This window comes from Streptococcus sp. SS4 (assembly GCF_030440125.1).
Classification (GTDB): domain Bacteria; phylum Bacillota; class Bacilli; order Lactobacillales; family Streptococcaceae; genus Streptococcus.
Window position 1 is genome coordinate 69584 of sequence record NZ_JAQFJM010000001.1, and the last position, 18749, is coordinate 88332.

Below are 18749 nucleotides of genomic sequence, written 5' to 3' on the forward strand. Positions count from 1 at the left end.
GAGAGGCAGGCAAGGAGCCATGAGAAGTGTACGGGTGAACTGTACTCATATTTTTGTGTATCTCCTTGTTTTCGAGGGGATTTTTTTGTATTTAGAAAGGTTCTTTTTATGAAGAAAAAAGAGATCGTCGATGACGTAACCATGAAACGTGCCATTACACGTATCACTTATGAGATTATTGAGCGTAACAAAAATCTCGACAAGATTGTCTTGGCTGGTATTAAGACACGTGGTGTTTATATTGCTCAGCGTATCCAAGAGCGCTTGAAACAGTTGGAAAACCTTGATGTGCCATTGATTGAGCTTGATACTAAGGCTTTCCGTGATGATGTTAAGGCTGAACAAGACACATCTGTTTTCCCTATTGAAATTGATGGAACAGATGTTATCCTTGTGGACGATGTGCTTTACACAGGTCGTACTATCCGTGCAGCTATTGACAATATCGTTAGCCATGGACGTCCAGCGCGTGTTGGTTTGGCTGTTTTGGTTGACCGTGGTCACCGTGAATTGCCAATCCGTGCTGACTATGTTGGTAAAAATATCCCAACAAGTGAGTCAGAAGAAATCGAAGTTTTGGTGACAGAAGTTGATGGCAAAGATAGTGTCAACATTATTGATCCAAGCTAAGTTGGCTGACAGATAGGGTGAAACGCCCTTTGTATCTTATTAATTGAACACGCCCTAAGCCTTGTGCAAAAAAGATAAATATTCTTAGGAGCTGGCGCTCCGTCATCATATTTCCTATTTTTGCTTTAGGCTTTAGACGGGCTTTGTATCTTATTAATTGAACACGGGACTCATTTCTTAGGAAAAAAGATAAGTCTCCTAGCACTCTTTGGAGTGCCTTGTCGACTTCCTATTTTTCTACAGAAATGTTTAGCTACGCTAAAACGTCCCTTTGTATCTTGTTTAACTGAACACGGGCTAAGAGCTGTGTAAAATAGATAAATCTTCCTAGAAGCTAAAGCTTCGGCGTCAGATTTCCTAATTTTACTTTGCTCTTTATACGCCCTTTGTATCTTATTAATTGAACACGGGCTAAGAGCTGTGTAAAATAGATAAATCTTCCTAGAAGCTAAAGCTTCGGCGTCAGATTTCCTAATTTTACTTTGCTCTTTATACGCCCTTTGTATCTTATTTTAAGGAGTCCTTTGATATCGTGAATAACGTAAAATATGATGTGAATGATATGCCAAAACCTGGTTTATTGGTTGGTTTGTCATTCCAGCACTTGTTTGCCATGTTTGGTGCGACGGTTCTTGTGCCGATTTTGGTTGGGATTGATCCCGCTATTGCTCTTTTCTCATCTGGTTTGGGAACTTTAGCTCACTTGACGGTGACCAAGTACAAAATTCCAGCTTACATGGGGTCTAGTTTTGCCTATATTGCGGCTATGCAGACACTTATGAAGACTGATGGCATTGCGGCAGTGGCTCAAGGTGCCATGGCAGGTGGTTTGGTTTACTTGCTTGTGGCTCTGATTGTTAAGTATGCGGGTAAAGACTGGATTGATAAGGTCCTTCCACCAATTGTGGTTGGCCCTATTATCATGGTGATTGGTTTGAACCTTGCGGCTAATGCAGTCAATGATGCAACAACTTTAAATAAAAGCTATAGTATCTATGCTCTCTTGATTTCGATGGTGACCCTCTTTGCGGTTATCCTCTTTAACATGTATGGCAAGAAGATTATCGGTGTTATCCCAATTTTACTTGGTTTAATTGTGGGCTATATTTTCTCAGCGCTTCTTGGTTTGCTGACAGGACATAGCTTTATCAATTTCTCAGAGGTAGCAGCGGCACATTGGATTCAGGTTCCAAACTTTGACATTCCATTTGTGGATTATAGCTTCAAGCTCTATCCAAGTGCGATTTTGACCATGGCTCCGATTGCCTTTGTGACGATGACTGAACACTTTGGTCACGTCATGGTTCTAAACAGTTTGACTGAGCGTGATTACTTTAAAGATCCAGGTCTTGACCGTACCCTTACTGGTGATGGTTTGGCACAGATTATCGCTGGATTCTTTGGAGCTCCTCCTGTAACTTCTTATGGTGAAAATATTGGGGTTATGGCCCTCAGTAAGGTCTACTCAGTTTACGTTATTGCGGGCGCAGCAGTGATTGCGGTCTTGATGAGCTTTATTGGTAAGCTATCAGCACTCTTGCATTCTATTCCAACTCCTGTATTAGGGGGATTATCTATTGCCCTCTTTGGGGTTATCGCTGCTAGCGGTTTGAAAATTTTAGTTGAACATAAGATTGATTTTGATAATAAAAAGAATCTCTTGATTGCTAGCGTTATCTTGGTTTCTGGTATCGGTGGTTTGATGATTGACCTTGGTGGTCTTCAAATCACGGGTGTGGCAAGCTCAACCATTCTTGGTATCTTGCTCTACCAAATTTTGCCAGATCCTAAAAAAGGTAGCAAAGATTAGTCAATCAATTTAAAAGGAATAACTATGGCGATTGCAGATGGAAAAGTGTCACTGAAACATTTGGTGACCATGGAAACCCTCACGAATGAAGAGGTCTTGGGCCTGATTCGTCGAGGTGGAGATTTTAAAAATGGCAGAGCTGATTTCCAGCTGGATCGACAGTATTTCGCTGCCAATCTCTTTTTTGAAAATTCAACACGAACACACAAGTCCTTCGAAGTGGCCGAGAAAAAACTAGGCTTGGACGTGATTGAGTTCGATGCTGGAACTAGCTCGGTAAATAAGGGTGAGACCCTCTATGATACCATTTTGACCATGTCTGCCTTGGGCGTTGACATCTGTGTGGTTCGCCACTCGGAAGTCGATTACTACAAGCAGTTGATTGATAGTAGGACTATTCAGACCTCTATTGTTAATGGTGGTGATGGTTCAGGGCAACACCCAAGTCAGTGTTTGCTTGACTTGATGACCATTTACGAAGAGTTCGGAACCTTTGAAAATCTTAAGATTTGTATTGCAGGTGATATTACGCATTCGCGTGTCGCTAAGTCCAATATGCAGATTCTCAAGCGTTTGGGTGCTCAGCTTTATTTTGCTGGTCCTGCAGAGTGGTACTCGAATGAGTTCGATGTCTATGGTCAGCATGTGGCTATTGACGACGTCATTGAGGACTTGGATGTGCTCATGTTGCTTCGTGTTCAGCACGAACGTCATGGGGACGATAAAGGATTTTCAAAAGAAGACTACCATGCTCTCTATGGTTTGACTGAAGAACGTTATGCCAAGTTAGCTGATCAGGCGATTATCATGCATCCTGCTCCGGTTAATCGTGATGTGGAGATTGCTGATAGCCTGGTTGAGGCGCCTAAGGCTCGTATCGTTGCTCAGATGCAAAACGGGGTCTTTGTCCGTATGGCAATTATTGAAGCTATTTTAAATGGCAAAGCGTAAACTACGTTAACCGATTCCTGAGAGAATCAGACGAAAAAGAACATGGGCTAAATCTTTGAAAAGAGACAAATCTTCCTAGAGGCTAGAGCTTCTTTGTTAGATTTGATTTTCATTCAGATGTTTAACGCCCTTTGTATCTTAGTGAAAGGAACAATTTACTATAATGGCAAAACGTTTACTTATTTTGGAAGACGGCACTATTTTTGAAGGTCAGGCCTTCGGTGCTGATGTGGATGTGACGGGTGAAATCGTCTTTAATACTGGTATGACAGGTTATCAAGAATCTATCACAGACCAGTCTTACAATGGTCAAATTTTGACTTTTACTTATCCACTTGTTGGTAACTACGGTGTTAACCGTGACGACTATGAGTCAATTAAGCCAACGACCAAGGGTGTTGTTGTGTCAGAGGCTAGCCGTCGTGCCAGCAACTGGCGTAACCAAATGACCTTGGATGAGTTTTTGAAAGCAAAAAACATCCCCGGTATCTCTGGTATTGATACACGTGCCTTGACTAAGATTATCCGTCAACACGGTACCATGAAAGCGACTTTGGCTAATCCTGGTGACAGTATCGAGCACTTGCAAGATCAATTGCGTGCGACTGTTTTGCCAACCAACAATATTGAGCAGGTATCAACTAAGACCGCCTATCCAGCACCAGGTGTTGGTAAAAATATCGTTTTGGTTGACTTTGGTCTCAAGCACTCTATCTTGCGTGAGTTCTCAAAACGTGACTGTAACGTGACTGTTGTGCCACATGATATCACTGCTGAAGAAATTCTCCATCTTAATCCAGATGGTGTGATGTTGTCAAACGGTCCAGGTAACCCTGAAGATGTACCGTATGCACTTGATATGATTCGTGGCATTCAAGGCAAAATTCCAATTTTTGGTATTTGTATGGGTCACCAGTTGTTTAGTTTGGCGAATGGTGCCAAGGCCTACAAGATGAAGTTTGGTCACCGTGGATTTAACCATGCGGTTCGTGAAATTGCGACTGGTCGTGTTGACTTCACCAGCCAAAACCATGGTTATGCCATTGACCGTGAAACACTTCCAGATTGCCTCATGGTAACACACGAAGAAATTAACGATAAGTCAGTTGAAGGTGTTCGTCACCGTGACTTCCCTGCATTCTCAGTGCAATTCCACCCAGATGCAGCACCTGGTCCACACGATGCTAGCTATCTCTTCGATGAGTTCTTGGAATTGATTGATGCTTTCCAAGCTGAAAAAGCACGTCGTTAATTGCAACTGTCTAGTGACTATAGTGGGGTGTGACTCTTGTTCGCCCCAGTCCACTACCTTATTTAATGACAACCAGAGAGTTGTCAAATAGAAAGGAGAAGATACAGGTTCACGGAAGTGAACACGCCCTAGGGACTGTGTGAAAAAGATAAACGGTGACTAGACGCTTAGGCGTCGTCGTCACGTTTCCTATTTTCACTGGATCCTTAACGGGCTTTGTATCATAAATTATGCCTAAACGTTCTGATATTAAAAAAATTATGGTTATCGGGTCTGGTCCTATCATCATTGGTCAGGCTGCTGAGTTTGACTACGCTGGTACGCAAGCTTGCTTGGCCTTGAAAGAAGAAGGCTACAGTGTTGTTCTTGTTAACTCTAACCCTGCGACTATCATGACTGATAAAGAAATCGCAGACAAGGTTTACATTGAACCAATTACGCTTGAGTTTGTCACACGTATTCTTCGTAAAGAGCGTCCTGATGCTCTCTTGCCAACTCTTGGTGGACAGACTGGTTTGAACATGGCAATGGAATTGTCAAAAGCTGGCATTCTTGATGAGCTTGGAGTAGAGCTTTTGGGAACAAAATTGTCTGCGATTGACCAAGCCGAAGACCGTGACCTCTTCAAACAATTGATGGAAGATTTGGAACAACCAATTCCAGAATCAGAGATTGTAAATACGGTTGAAGAAGCAGTTGCCTTTGCGACAGAGATTGGCTACCCAGTTATCGTTCGTCCAGCCTTTACCCTTGGTGGTACTGGTGGAGGTATGTGTGCCAATGAAGAAGAACTTCGTGAAATCGCTGAAAATGGATTGAAATTGTCACCAGTAACCCAATGTTTGATTGAACGTTCTATCGCTGGTTTCAAAGAAATTGAATACGAAGTTATGCGTGATGCCGCAGACAATGCTCTTGTGGTATGTAACATGGAAAACTTTGACCCAGTTGGTATCCACACAGGGGACTCAATTGTATTTGCTCCAACGCAAACCTTGTCAGATATTGAAAACCAAATGCTTCGTGATGCCAGCTTGAAGATTATTCGTGCCCTTAAAATTGAGGGTGGTTGTAACGTACAGTTGGCTCTTGACCCTAATAGCTTCAAGTACTATGTTATCGAAGTAAACCCACGTGTGTCTCGTTCATCAGCCCTTGCCTCAAAAGCAACTGGTTACCCAATCGCCAAATTGGCAGCCAAGATTGCTGTTGGTTTGACACTTGATGAAATGATTAACCCAGTCACTGGTACAACTTATGCCATGTTTGAACCAGCTCTTGACTATGTGGTTGCTAAGATTCCACGTTTCCCATTTGATAAATTTGAACACGGGGAACGTCGTCTTGGTACTCAAATGAAAGCAACTGGTGAAGTTATGGCTATCGGTCGTAACATTGAAGAATCACTTCTTAAAGCCTGCCGTTCACTTGAAATAGGTGTTTACCACAATGAAATGCCTGAGCTTGCGGACGTCACAGACGACGCCTTGGTTGAAAAGATTGTCAAAGCTCAAGACGATCGTCTCTTCTACCTTTCTGAAGCCATCCGTCGTGGTTATACTATTGAAGAATTGTCAGAGTTGACTAAGATTGATATCTTCTTCCTCGACAAATTGCTCCATATCTTCGAATTGGAACAAGAATTGGCTACTCACGTAGGCGATATTGATGTTTTGAAAGAAGCTAAACGTAACGGTTTCTCTGATCGTAAGATTGCTGATCTTTGGAATCAAACAGCTGACCAAGTTCGTGCGACACGTTTGGAAAATAATATTGTTCCTGTTTACAAGATGGTTGATACCTGTGCGGCTGAGTTCGAGTCATCAACACCATATTTCTACTCAACTTACGAGTGGGAAAATGAATCAATCAAATCTGATAAAGAATCTGTCATCGTTCTTGGTTCAGGACCTATCCGTATCGGACAAGGGGTTGAGTTCGACTATGCGACAGTTCACTCTGTAAAAGCCATCCAGGCAGCAGGTTACGAAGCTATCATTATGAACTCTAACCCTGAGACGGTTTCAACAGACTTCTCAGTTTCAGATAAACTTTACTTCGAACCATTGACTTTCGAAGACGTGATGAACGTTATCGAATTGGAACAACCTAAGGGTGTTGTGGTTCAGTTTGGTGGTCAAACAGCCATTAACTTGGCAGAGCCATTGTCTAAAGCTGGTGTGAAAATCTTGGGTACACAGGTTGCTGACCTTGACCGTGCCGAAGACCGTGACCTTTTTGAACAAGCCCTTAAAGACCTCGATATCCCACAACCACCAGGACAAACAGCGACAAATGAAGAAGAAGCGGTTGAAGCAGCTCGTAAGATTGGCTTCCCAGTTCTTGTTCGTCCATCATACGTTTTGGGTGGACGTGCCATGGAAATTGTTGAAAATGAAGATGACCTTCGTTCTTACATGCGTACAGCAGTTAAGGCAAGTCCAGACCACCCAGTCCTTGTTGATAGCTATATCATTGGACGTGAGTGTGAAGTGGATGCCATCTCTGATGGTAAGGATGTCTTGATTCCAGGTATTATGGAACACATCGAACGTGCAGGGGTTCACTCAGGGGACTCAATGGCAGTTTACCCTCCACAAACTCTCTCTAAGAAAATCCAAGAGACTATCGCTGATTACACTAAACGTTTGGCTATCGGTCTTAATTGTATTGGTATGATGAACATTCAGTTCGTTATTAAGGACGAAACTGTCTATGTTATCGAGGTTAACCCACGTGCCAGCCGTACGGTACCATTCTTGTCTAAAGTGACTGATATCCCAATGGCACAAGTTGCTACAAACTTGATTCTTGGTAAATCATTGGCTGAACAAGGTTACAAAGATGGTCTTTACCCAGAAAGCAAGCATGTCCATGTCAAAGCACCAGTCTTCTCATTCACAAAATTGGCTAAGGTAGATAGTCTCCTTGGACCTGAAATGAAATCAACTGGTGAAGTTATGGGTACAGATGCGACTCTTGAAAAAGCCCTCTATAAAGCCTTTGAAGCTTCTTATCTCCATTTGCCAACCTTTGGTAATGTCATCTTTACTATTCATGATGATACGAAAGAAGAAGCCCTTGATTTGGCTCGTCGTTTCGATGCTATCGGTTACGGTATCTACGCCACTGAAGGAACAGCTAAGTTCTTGAATGAACATGGAGTTCACGCAACGCTTGTTAACAAATTAGGTGAAAATGACGACAACGACATTCCAGCCCTTGTTCGTACAGGTAAAGCGCAAGCTATTATCAATACGGTTGGTAACAAACGTACTTATGACGAAGATGGAGCAGCAATTCGTAGCTCTGCTATTGAAGCAGGAATCCCACTCTTCACAGCGCTTGATACAGCAGATGCCATGGTGCGTGTGCTTGAAAGCCGTAGCTTTACAACAGAAGCTATCTAATTTTAAAACAGAGTCTCAGTATTGCTGGGACTTTTTTTATTGAAGGCACAGTTTTCTTTTGAGACTTTTCTTGGGTGATGGCGGACGTCAGCGATCTTCTTCGAAGTTCCATGACTAAGTTTTGAGCCGAACGTCTCAAAACTTCCGAACGCCTGAGACTAATTGCTTCAGGCGTTTTCATCACTGCCAAAAGTCTCGGTCTAAGCTGACTAGGTTCGCAAAATCTATTTCATATTTAAAAATAGTTTAATTATGTTCTGAATCTCAGCCTTGCTGGGGCTTTTTCTTACACAAATGTAAGCTAACAAGTTAAAAATGAAAGCTAAGACGATGGTTTTGTTTCCTTAGATTCTGCTATACTAGAAACATGATTATTACGACATCTTTACGGGAAAACGAGACCTTGATTGCGCGTGCCCAAGAACTAGCTCACGAGTTAGGAGCTGACTACCAGCCTCGTCGCAAGTTGTCCTTGGCAAAATGTTTAGAGCGCTTTGGACCTTTCTATCTCCTATATAAAGACAGACTGTCTTTTATCAATTCGGATGCTAGTGAGTTGACCTTCCATCCAGATACGGCTGCTCTCAGGATTAAGGCTCCCCATGACGCTTTAGTCAGTCTTTTAGGTAAGTCTCCCAAGACTATTCTTGACACGACTATGGGTCTGGCTTCTGATAGCCTAGTGATGGTTGCAGCGGGAAATCAAGTGACTGCCCTTGAGAGTCAAGATGTGATTTTTCAGGTGGTTTCTCGTGGTCTTGCCTCTTATCAGACAGATGATAAGCAGCTTGAAAAGGCCATGCGTTCTATTAAAGCTATTAAGAGCGATAGCTTGTCTTTTTTGAAGGCTCAAGCTGACAATTCCTTTGATATCATCTATGCCGATCCTATGTTTTCAGAGACTATCAAGGAATCAGAAAATCTACAAGCTATCAAACCTCTTGCCAATGGTAGCCGTCTGACAGAAGAATGGCTAAAAGAAGCTAAACGTGTTGCACGGGAAAAAATTATTATCAAGGCACATTTTCGAGATACCGTTTTTGAAGAACTTGGTTTTGAACGCCAGGTTCGCCCCAATCAAAAGCTGCATTATGGTGTCATGGATGTAAGCGAAAACCATTGACACTGAAAGTTAAACGTATTACAATTGTTTTATTTATGTGATACAAAAAGAAAAGAGAGACATATGCGAAAGAAAATCAGTCCAAAGTTATTTAAAAATAAAAAAAGAGTTTGGATCATTGGAGGAATTGGCTTCCTTGTCCTTTTGGTCCTAGGCTTTAACCTTTTTGCAGGTGGTGGCAAGAATGATAAGGCTTCTGAGTCCCCTACAGCAAGTAAGGTAACTAAGGGAGGGGCAGCTGGCCTCGTCGACCCTTCTGACTGGCATGGTGAAGGCTCAGTCGGAACAGTATGTTTATTTTGACAATACCATTGGACGCAATGCCACTGTGACAGTCTCTGTTGGTGAGGAAGTTAGCGTCGGTCAGCAACTGGTCCAATACGATAGCACCTCAGCCCAAGCAGCATATGATACGGCTAGTCGTGCCTACAATAAGGCAGTTCGTGACCGTAATTATTTCCAACAGTATGGGACGGCTCCTGCGGCTTCAGCACAAACAAGTAGTGATTCGGATGAAGATGATTCGACAACTACCGTTAGTCCTCAACAGCGTCAGCAAACCGAGGCAAGTAATTACCAAACCTTGCAAGATTATAATGATGCCATTGCCAATGCAGCATCAGAGCTAGAAAAGGCACAAGATGTTCTCAACCAAACAGTCATTGTTTCAGATGCTAATGGAACAGTCGTAGAAGTTGCGGACTCTGTGGACCCTGCTTCAAAAGAGAGCCAAACCCTAGTTCATGTGACAAGTGAAGGCCAATTTGAGATTCAAGGGACCTTAACAGAATATGACATTCCAAATATTTCAGTGGGGCAAAAGGTTAAGATTACTTCCAAAGTATACCCAGACCAAACTTGGACAGGGAAGGTCAGCTATGTTTCCAATTATCCTAAGCAAAATGCCAACCAGTCAACGGGGACATCTGGCAACTCAGGTCAGTCAGGTTCTCAGTATGAATACAAGGTTCAATTGACCAGTCCAATCGGAAAACTGAAGCAAGGTTTTAATGTATCACTTGAAGTGACAAAAGATGATGATGCCTTGTTGGTTCCTGTAACTGCTGTGACCAAGAAAGGCTCTGACAACTATGTCTGGGTTTACGATGATGAAACTCAGAAAATCAAGCAAGTCAAGGTTAAACTTGGCAATGCGGATGCCAAGCAACAGGAAATTGCTTCAGGACTTAAAGAAGGTCAAAAAGTTATCACCAAGGCAGATAAATCCTTTAAGGATGGCGAGACCCTAAAGGATGTGACGTATGCCGATAGTAAAAAATCAAAAGACACTAGTGGAGAAGAGGTGAGGTCTAGTGACTAAGCCAACTCTTATGGTTTTAAAGGGGATCACCAAGTCTTTCAAAAATGGTCAAGAGTCCCTTCAGGTCCTCAAGGGTATTGACTTATCGGTAGAAGAAGGGGACTTCGTGGCAATCATGGGCCCTTCTGGATCAGGGAAATCAACCCTTATGAATATTATCGGTCTTCTTGATCAACCGACTACAGGTTCCTATCAACTCGAGGGCGAGGATGTGGCTGATCTCTCTGAAAATCGTTTGGCCAAGGTAAGAAATGACCAGATTGGCTTTATCTTTCAACAGTTTTTTCTCTTGCCAAAGTTAAGTGCCCAAAAGAACGTAGAGCTTCCTTTGATTTATGCAGGGAAATCTCCACATGAACGTAAGCAAAGGGCACAACAATTCTTGGAAAAAGTTGGCTTGTCAGACCGTAGCCATCACCTACCATCGGAGCTGTCTGGTGGACAGAAGCAGAGGGTTGCCATTGCGCGTGCACTGTCTAACGATCCGGCAATCATTTTAGCGGATGAACCTACGGGTGCTCTTGATACCAAGACAGGGATGCAGATTATGGAGCTCTTAACCCAGCTGAACCGTGAAGGAAAGACTATCATCATGGTTACTCATGAGCCAGAGATTGCGGACTATGCCCGACGTAAGATTGTCATCCGCGATGGGGAAATTACCCAGGACACGACTGATAGCGTTCGGATTGACTAGGAGGTAAGAATGGAAAATTGGAAATTTGCTCTTAGTTCTATCCGTTCACACAAGATGAGGTCCTTCCTGACCATGTTGGGAATTATCATTGGTGTTGCTGCGGTAGTACTTATCATGGGGCTAGGAAATGGAATGCGTCAGAGTGTTACTGATAGTGTGACTGGTGACAAGGATACAGTTCAAGTCTACTATGAAGCCAAGGGTGAGGAGCTTGATCCTGCCTATGCAGATTTGGCACAACCTACCAAACCGGTTAAAGAAGTTTGGTTGGAGCAAGTGGCTAGGCAGACGCCTGGTATTGATAGTTATTTTGTGACTAACAGCCTAACTTCCTCTATCTCACTCCAAAAAAAGACCGTGAAGAATGTTAATATCACAGGTGCCAGTCAGGGCTACTTTAAAGCTAAAAAGTTAGAAATGTTGACAGGACGTTCCTTGCAAGACAATGATTATAAAAACTTTTCACGAGTTATTGTCATTGATCAGATGGTGGCTAAAAAACTCTTTGAGACGAATGGGGATGCCCTTAACCAAGTGGTTACTATTGGGAACAATGATTATCGTGTGATTGGTGTTTATAAGAATAAAGACACAGCAATCGGTGCCTATGGTGAAATTGGAACAGCTCTTGTGGCCAATACCCAGTTAGCAGCTGAAAATAACACTGATGCTATTGGCCAGATTTTTTTCCATGTGACCGATGTAAAAAATAGTAGTAGCGTTGCTAAGGATGCTGCTAAACGCTTGACCCAGTTGGCCCAAGATGACAACGGAGAATATAAGGCAGCAGATATGAGTTCGGCCTTAGATCAGGTGAACACGATCTTTGGAACCATTACCACCGTTGTCGGAGCTATTGCTGGGATTTCATTATTAGTTGGCGGAATTGGTGTTATGAACATCATGTTGGTTTCGGTAACTGAGCGGACACGAGAGATTGGTCTTCGTAAGGCTTTAGGTGCTACACGTCGTAAAATCTTGACCCAGTTTTTGATTGAGTCGATGGTTCTGACCATTCTGGGAGGTTTGATTGGGCTAGGCTTTGCAGCCCTAGTCGTTGGACCAATTGGGAATGCCATGGACCTTAAAGCGACGGTCTCTCTTGGCGTAGCCATGGGAAGCATAGCCTTTTCAGCAGGCGTAGGAATCATCTTTGGCCTCCTACCAGCGAATAAGGCTTCGAAACTCGATCCTATCGAAGCCCTTAGGTATGATTAGAAATAACCTCTTGAAATCTTTAGATTTTGAGAGGTTTTATGGTCTTCAAAAAAAGATAGAGAAAAAAATAAAAAAAATTGTATTTTTTTCTTGACGTCTGATTTAGGTCATGATATTATAAATAAGGTTTGAAAAAACTGACCTAAGACAGTTGGGGAGCAAGACTCATAAACATCCAACCGAGGCACAAAACGTAACTATTTTTTGTAACGTATTGTACTTTCGTGTCTAGGTTTAGGTACGATTTTTTTGTGCCTAGCCCAAAAATAAAAACGGAGGTAAAACTACTAATGAGTGAAGCTATTATTGCTAAAAAAGCTGAACAGGTTGCTATCGTCGCTGAGAAAATGAAAGCAGCAGCATCTATCGTTGTTGTTGACTCTCGTGGACTTACAGTTGACCAAGATACAGTTCTTCGTCGTAATCTTCGTGAATCAGGCGTTGAATTTAAAGTTATCAAAAACTCTATCTTGAGCCGTGCAGCTGAAGAAGCAGGTCTTGAAGACCTTAAAGAACTTTTTGTTGGTCCATCTGCAGTAGCATTCTCAAACGAAGATGTTATCGCACCAGCAAAAGTTATTAGCGAATTTGCTAAAGACGCAGAAGCTCTTGAAATCAAAGGTGGTGTTGTTGACGGCGCGTTCACTTCAGTCGAAGAAATCAACGCTCTTGCATCACTTCCAAACAAAGAAGGTATGCTTTCTATGCTCCTTTCTGTACTTCAAGCGCCAGTGCGCAACGTTGCATACGCTGTCAAAGCGGTTGCAGAAAGCAAAGAAGACGGTGCTGCATAAGCCCATCTTCACAACTCGTAGCCTAAGCTACGTTTAAAACACTATATTAAAAAACACATTTGGAGGAAATCACAATGGCATTGAACATTGAAAACATTATTGCTGAAATTAAAGAAGCTTCAATCCTTGAATTGAACGACCTTGTAAAAGCTATCGAAGAAGAGTTTGGCGTAACTGCTGCTGCTCCTGTAGCTGCTGCTGCAGCTGGTGCTGCTGACGCTGGTGCTGCTAAAGATTCATTCGACGTTGAATTGACATCTGCAGGCGACAAAAAAGTTGGCGTTATCAAAGTTGTACGTGAAATCACAGGCGAAGGTCTTAAAGAAGCTAAAGCTATCGTTGACGGTGCACCATCAGTTATTAAAGAAGGTGTTGCTGCAGCTGAAGCTGAAGAAATCAAAGCTAAACTTGAAGAAGCTGGAGCTTCAGTTACTCTTAAATAATAAGGTAACGACTCAAGTCGCTTAAAAAAGAAAACCAGGGCAGAAGCTCTGGTTTTTTCTATTACTTTTAATATTTTCATTTGTTAGAATGTAGGTAATGTGCGTGCTTGTCACGCCCTTTTTCTGTGTCTTTTACGGCTTTAGTGGTTGTAAATAACTATAAAAATCTTAAAGGCATGGTAAATGCTAAAAAGAAAAGGAGAAATTTATGGCTTATATTTGGTCTTATCTCAGACGTTATCCTAAGTGGCTAGCAATGAATTTTACGGCGGCCATTTTATTTGTTATTGCTAACTTGGGTTTGCCGACGGTTCTTGCCAGAATGATTGATGATGGTTTCCAGTGTCTTCTTGATTTTGACGACAAGTCCACAAGCAGGAGCTATTATTTCCTTTGCGGGAGGAGGACATGGTACACCAGCAGAATACGGACAGGTGGCTTTCGTCGAAAAACTCTACCCAAATGGCTCATTCCTTATCTCCGAAACCAATTACAATGGCAATCCAAACTATACCTTCCGTAAATTATCTGGAGTGGATAGTAACTTGAGTTTTGCGTATACGACGAAATAAAAAAGGATATGCTAACAATGACTTGATTTGTTAGCATATTGTTTTGGAGGTGGTGATATGGATTTGTTAGAGAAACCCGTTTATAATTATATTAAAAATAATCATGGAGTAATAACTTTTCGTGATATGGAAGAGCTTAACTTTTCTTATCAACAACTGAATCAATTAGTCTCCAAAGGGAAAGTGGAATCAATTGAAAGAGGTATCTATCATCTGCCAGATACCTATATCGATGACTATTTTAGTTTACAGTACCGTTTTCCATCCTTAGAAATAGCACTTTGGTTACATGGTCTGTCCCTTACCATTCCATTTGAGCCTGTGATGACTTTTCCTTTCGGGACAAATACGAGGCCAATGAAAGAAGCTGGTGTCAAGCCAATTGTCGCTAGAAAGTATCATGAAATCGGTATTATTAGACTGGAGCGACAGGCTGGACAGTTTATCTCAGTATATGATATGGAACGAACATTAGTGGAGTGTTTGAGAACAGCTTATCATGTCGATATTCAAGTTATTGCTCCAGATTTTCAAGCTTACTTTAAAAAAGGAGCTGTTGATTATGCCAAGTTGTATCACTATGCACAACTATTTAAAGTAACCGAAAAACTACAATCATATGTGGAGGTCTTGTCGTGAAATTTTCAAATGCTAATAGTTTCAAAGCTAAAATCAAGAATATTGCAAAAGAAAAAGGGATCTCTTTCTCAAAAGATTAGTCAAATATTTGAAGAATACGGTGCGAATATGTTGGATGTATTCGGTTGTATATGTATAAATTAAACAATTGTGTTACAATGAAACCATATAGAATTTTAAGTTTTCTCAAAAACTTTTTATAACTAAGAACACATAAGGAGGTAAAATGGTGAAGCATTCTAAAATAACAAAAGTTTTTCAGCTTTCACTCGTCATCATATTTATTTTAGTCTTGTTAGGGCTCTTTGTTCCCCAGCAGTTTCAAAATATTAGTTCTTACTTAAAAAATCTCTTAACAACTAGTGTTGGCTGGTTTTACTTGTTATTGGTTACGGGGATTTTAATTTTTTGTGTCTTTTTAATTGTAAGTCCGATAGGGCAGATTCGCTTGGGTAATCCCACGAGTCGGCCAGAGCATTCGACGACGTCATGGATTGCCATGATGTTTTCTGCTGGAATGGGGATTGGTCTGGTCTTTTATGGGGCAGCAGAGCCTTTGAGTCACTTTGCTATCTCGACGCCCAATGCAGAAATAGGCAGTGCGGATGCTCTCGCAGATGCTTTTCGTTTTACTTTTTTTCACTGGGGATTTCATGCTTGGGCGGTCTATGCCCTGGTGGGATTGTCTTTGGCTTATTTTGGCTTTCGTAAACGGGAGAAATATCAGCTCTCAGTCGTCTTTAAGCCTCTTTTTGGAAAATATGCGGACGGACCAATAGCAACCATTATCGATACCATCACCATTATTGCGACAGTGATTGGGGTAGCGACAACGCTCGGCTTTGGTGCCTCACAAATCAATGGTGGTCTCTCCTATGTCTTTGGTATTCCTAATAATAGTCTTGTGCAAGTCATCATTATCATCATTGCGACAATTCTTTTTCTTATTTCTGCCTTATCAGGTTTAGGAAAGGGTGTTAAAATCCTATCTAATACAAACTTGATTTTAGCTGTTGTCTTGCTTGCTGGAGTCATAGTTTTGGGGCCAACGGTTAAGATATTTGACACCATGACAGACTCTATCGGCCTTTATTTTCAAAACTTCTTCCGTATGAGTTTTCGGGCGGCGGCTTTTGATGAGACCAAGCGGGCTTGGATTAACCAATGGACCATTTTTTACTGGGCATGGTGGATTTCCTGGTCACCTTTTGTGGGCGTCTTTATTGCCCGTATCTCAAAAGGTCGGACTATTCGCGAATTTTTGACAGTAGTGCTTTTGGCACCAACAGTCCTTAGTTTTATCTGGTTTTCTGCTTTTGGTACCTTATCTACTTCACTACAAGATTCGGGGGTTGATTTGATACGTTTTGCCACAGAAGAAATTCTTTTTGCCTCTTTTAATGAATATCCTCTGGGAAGTGTCCTTTCAGTCCTGGCGATTACTTTAGTTTTAACCTTCTTTGTGACCTCGGCGGATTCTGCCACCTATGTTTTGGCCATGTTGTCTGAAGATGGCAATCTAAATCCAAGTAATCGTAAAAAGGTGATTTGGGGTGTCATGCTGGCCTTGATTGCTATTGCACTCATGTTTTCTGGTGGATTGACAGCTTTACAAAACACGCTCATTATTGTCGCTTTTCCATTTTCCATAGTACTAGTGTTGATGATGTGGTCGCTTATGAAAGAGTTATATCACGAAAAAGAGCAAATGGGACTCGCCATTACACCAGACCGATATCCTGAGAAGAATCAACCGTTTAAATCTTATGGGGAAAATTAGGAGGATGGCATGGAGTTAAGAGTGCTTCGTTATTTTATACTATTGCTGAGGAGGGGAGTATCTCCAAGGCAGCTGAGAAGCTGATGATTACTCAGCCGACACTCAGTCGTCAGTTAAAAGATTTGGAGCAGGAACTTGGTGAACCTCTTTTTATCCGTGAACATATCAAGTCGCTTAATAAAGAAAACCAGGGCATCAGCTCTGGTTTTTTCTATTGCTTTTAATATTTTCATTTGTTAGAATGTAGGTAATGTGCGTGCTTGTCACGCCCTTTTTCTGTGTCTTTTACGGCTTTAGTGGTTGTAAATAACTATAAAAATCTTAAAGGCATGGTAAATGCTAAAAAGAAAAGGAGAAATTTATGGCTTATATTTGGTCTTATCTCAGACGTTATCCTAAGTGGCTAGCAATGAATTTCACGGCGGCCATTTTATTTGTTATTGCTAACTTGGGTTTGCCGACGGTTCTTGCCAGAATGATTGATGAGGGAATAAACCGTGGTGATGTTGATAAGCTTTACGCTTATGCTTGGGTCATGTTTGGTGTAGTTTTGACTGGGATTGTTGGTCGTATACTTCTGTCCTATGCGGTTGGTAAGTTGACCACTACTATGGTGCAAGTCATGCGTAATGACATTTATGCTAAGCTTCAGGAGTATTCCCACCACGAGTATGAGCAGATTGGGGTATCCTCTTTGGTGACTCGTATTACATCAGATGCTTTTGTGCTTATGCAGTTTGCGGATCAGGTTCTTAAGCTAGGGGTTATCACTCCTTTGATGATGGTTTCCAGTGTCTTTTTGATTTTGACGACAAGTCCATCTTTGGCTTGGATTGTGGCCATCTCCTTGCCTTTCCTAGCCGTAGTAGTCTGGTATGTGGCGGTAAAAACGCGTCCGCTTTCTGAAAAGCAACAGGCAACTCTCGACAAGATTAACCAGTATGCTCGTGAAAATCTGACTGGACTTCGTGTCATCAGAGCTTTCGCTAGAGAAGATTTTCAAGAGAAGAAGTTCGCTTCTGAAAATGCTGTCTATGCGGATAATTCAAACAAACTTTTTAAATTGACTGGTTTGACCGAGCCACTTTTTGTGCAAATCATCATAGCCATGATTGTGGCAATTGTTTGGTTTGCTCTTGAGCCATTAGGTTCTGGGACTTTAGCAATCGGTGACTTGGTTGCCTTTATTGAGTACAGCTTCCATGCACTATTGTCTTTCCTTTTCCTAGCCAATCTCTTTACCATGTATCCTCGTACGGCGGTGTCTAGTGAACGTCTGCAGGAAATTATGGACATGCCGATTTCTATCAATCCAAATGAAGATGGCGTGACAGAAACCGAGACTAAGGGATATTTGGAATTTGACAATGTGACCTTTGCCTATCCTGGTGAAACGGAAAGTCCAGTCCTACACAACATTTCTTTCAAGGCAAAACCTGGTGAAACCATTGCCTTTATTGGGTCTACGGGTTCAGGAAAATCATCACTTGTACAGTTGATTCCACGCTTTTATGATGTAACACTTGGACGCATTCTTGTTGATGGTGTGGATGTTCGTGACTATAATCTTAAGGCTCTTCGTCGTAAGATTGGCTTTATTCCACAAAAAGCCCTGCTCTTTACAGGAACCATCGGTGAAAATATCCGTTATGGTAAGGAAAATGCCAGTCATGAAGAATTGAATCAAGCTACGGATGTCGCTCAAGCTAAGGAATTTATTGACAGTAAGGAAGAACGCTACGATTCTCACTTGGCTGAGGGTGGTAGCAACCTTTCTGGGGGACAGAAGCAGCGTTTGTCAATTGCACGTGCTGTGGTTAAACGTCCTGATCTTTACATCTTTGATGATTCCTTCTCTGCCTTGGACTACAAGACTGATGCGACCTTGCGCCGTCGTCTGAAAGAAGTGACCCAGGATGCGACAGTCTTGATTGTGGCTCAACGTGTGGGGACTATCATGGATGCAGACCAGATTATCGTTCTTGATAAGGGTGAAATCGTGGGTCGTGGCCGTCACGAAGAGCTTATGGAAAGCAATGAGATTTACCGAGAAATTGCTAATTCACAATTGAATCAAAAGAGTCTTACGGAAGACTAGAAGGAGGTCAA

The 18749-nt window shown here is 42.0% G+C and carries 16 protein-coding genes, 1 pseudogene and 1 other annotated feature; all 17 genes and pseudogenes read left to right on the forward strand.

Annotation, left to right across the window (positions count from 1 at the left end; translation table 11 throughout):
• The first annotated feature begins 108 nt into the window (after nt 1–108).
• The 17 genes and pseudogenes from pyrR (at nt 109) to PCY16_RS00415 (ending at nt 18738) form a co-directional block, all read left to right on the forward strand.
• The gene (gene pyrR, locus PCY16_RS00335) at nt 109–630 is read left to right on the forward strand and encodes a bifunctional pyr operon transcriptional regulator/uracil phosphoribosyltransferase PyrR (RefSeq protein WP_002890254.1); all 522 of its coding nucleotides are present in this window, start codon (nt 109–111) and stop codon (nt 628–630) included.
• A gap of 532 nt (nt 631–1162) precedes the next feature.
• Nucleotides 1163–2440, forward strand: coding sequence for a solute carrier family 23 protein (locus tag PCY16_RS00340; protein WP_195413709.1), 1278 nt, complete (start codon nt 1163–1165; stop codon nt 2438–2440).
• A 24-nt stretch (nt 2441–2464) separates the two neighbouring features.
• The gene (locus tag PCY16_RS00345) at nt 2465–3391 is read left to right on the forward strand and encodes an aspartate carbamoyltransferase catalytic subunit (RefSeq protein WP_002890256.1); all 927 of its coding nucleotides are present in this window, start codon (nt 2465–2467) and stop codon (nt 3389–3391) included.
• A 163-nt stretch (nt 3392–3554) separates the two neighbouring features.
• Complete coding sequence (locus tag PCY16_RS00350; RefSeq protein ID WP_002890257.1) at nt 3555–4643, forward strand: carbamoyl phosphate synthase small subunit; 1089 nt, start codon at nt 3555–3557, stop codon at nt 4641–4643.
• Between the two features lie 230 nt (nt 4644–4873).
• Nucleotides 4874–8053, forward strand: a complete 3180-nt coding sequence (carB, locus tag PCY16_RS00355) for a carbamoyl-phosphate synthase large subunit (protein WP_195413710.1) — start codon at nt 4874–4876, stop codon at nt 8051–8053.
• Nucleotides 8054–8420: 367 nt separating this feature from the next.
• Nucleotides 8421–9176 (forward strand): class I SAM-dependent methyltransferase, encoded by a 756-nt coding sequence (locus PCY16_RS00360; protein ID WP_195413711.1) that lies wholly within the window; start codon nt 8421–8423, stop codon nt 9174–9176.
• Between the two features lie 63 nt (nt 9177–9239).
• A complete protein-coding gene (locus PCY16_RS00365) occupies nt 9240–9479 on the forward strand; it encodes a hypothetical protein (RefSeq protein WP_301353201.1) in 240 nt (79 codons plus the stop codon).
• Nucleotides 9442–10497, forward strand: coding sequence for an efflux RND transporter periplasmic adaptor subunit (locus tag PCY16_RS00370; protein WP_301353202.1), 1056 nt, complete (start codon nt 9442–9444; stop codon nt 10495–10497). Before PCY16_RS00365 ends, PCY16_RS00370 begins: the two co-directional genes overlap by 38 nt.
• A complete protein-coding gene (locus PCY16_RS00375) occupies nt 10490–11194 on the forward strand; it encodes an ABC transporter ATP-binding protein (protein ID WP_183139466.1) in 705 nt (234 codons plus the stop codon). Before PCY16_RS00370 ends, PCY16_RS00375 begins: the two co-directional genes overlap by 8 nt.
• Nucleotides 11195–11203: 9 nt before the next feature.
• A complete protein-coding gene (locus tag PCY16_RS00380; RefSeq protein WP_183139467.1) occupies nt 11204–12412 on the forward strand; it encodes an ABC transporter permease in 1209 nt (402 codons plus the stop codon).
• 123 nt (nt 12413–12535) lie between these two features.
• Nucleotides 12536–12671, forward strand: a sequence feature (ribosomal protein L10 leader region).
• Between the two features lie 31 nt (nt 12672–12702).
• Complete coding sequence (rplJ, locus tag PCY16_RS00385) at nt 12703–13206, forward strand: 50S ribosomal protein L10 (RefSeq protein WP_003095623.1); 504 nt, start codon at nt 12703–12705, stop codon at nt 13204–13206.
• A 74-nt stretch (nt 13207–13280) separates the two neighbouring features.
• Nucleotides 13281–13649 (forward strand): 50S ribosomal protein L7/L12, encoded by a 369-nt coding sequence (gene rplL, locus PCY16_RS00390; RefSeq protein WP_004183006.1) that lies wholly within the window; start codon nt 13281–13283, stop codon nt 13647–13649.
• A 362-nt stretch (nt 13650–14011) separates the two neighbouring features.
• Nucleotides 14012–14221: pseudogene (locus tag PCY16_RS00395) on the forward strand (CHAP domain-containing protein); the annotation flags it as partial.
• Between the two features lie 57 nt (nt 14222–14278).
• Nucleotides 14279–14860, forward strand: coding sequence for a type IV toxin-antitoxin system AbiEi family antitoxin domain-containing protein (locus tag PCY16_RS00400; protein WP_195413713.1), 582 nt, complete (start codon nt 14279–14281; stop codon nt 14858–14860).
• Between the two features lie 226 nt (nt 14861–15086).
• On the forward strand, nt 15087–16640 hold the full coding sequence (locus tag PCY16_RS00405; RefSeq protein ID WP_195413714.1) for a BCCT family transporter: 1554 nt from the start codon (nt 15087–15089) through the stop codon (nt 16638–16640).
• Between the two features lie 83 nt (nt 16641–16723).
• Nucleotides 16724–16864 carry a LysR family transcriptional regulator gene (locus tag PCY16_RS00410; protein ID WP_301353203.1) on the forward strand — a complete coding sequence of 47 codons (141 nt, stop codon included), beginning with the start codon at nt 16724–16726 and terminating at the stop codon, nt 16862–16864.
• Between the two features lie 137 nt (nt 16865–17001).
• Complete coding sequence (locus PCY16_RS00415; RefSeq protein ID WP_021144542.1) at nt 17002–18738, forward strand: ABC transporter ATP-binding protein; 1737 nt, start codon at nt 17002–17004, stop codon at nt 18736–18738.
• Nucleotides 18739–18749 lie beyond the last annotated feature (11 nt).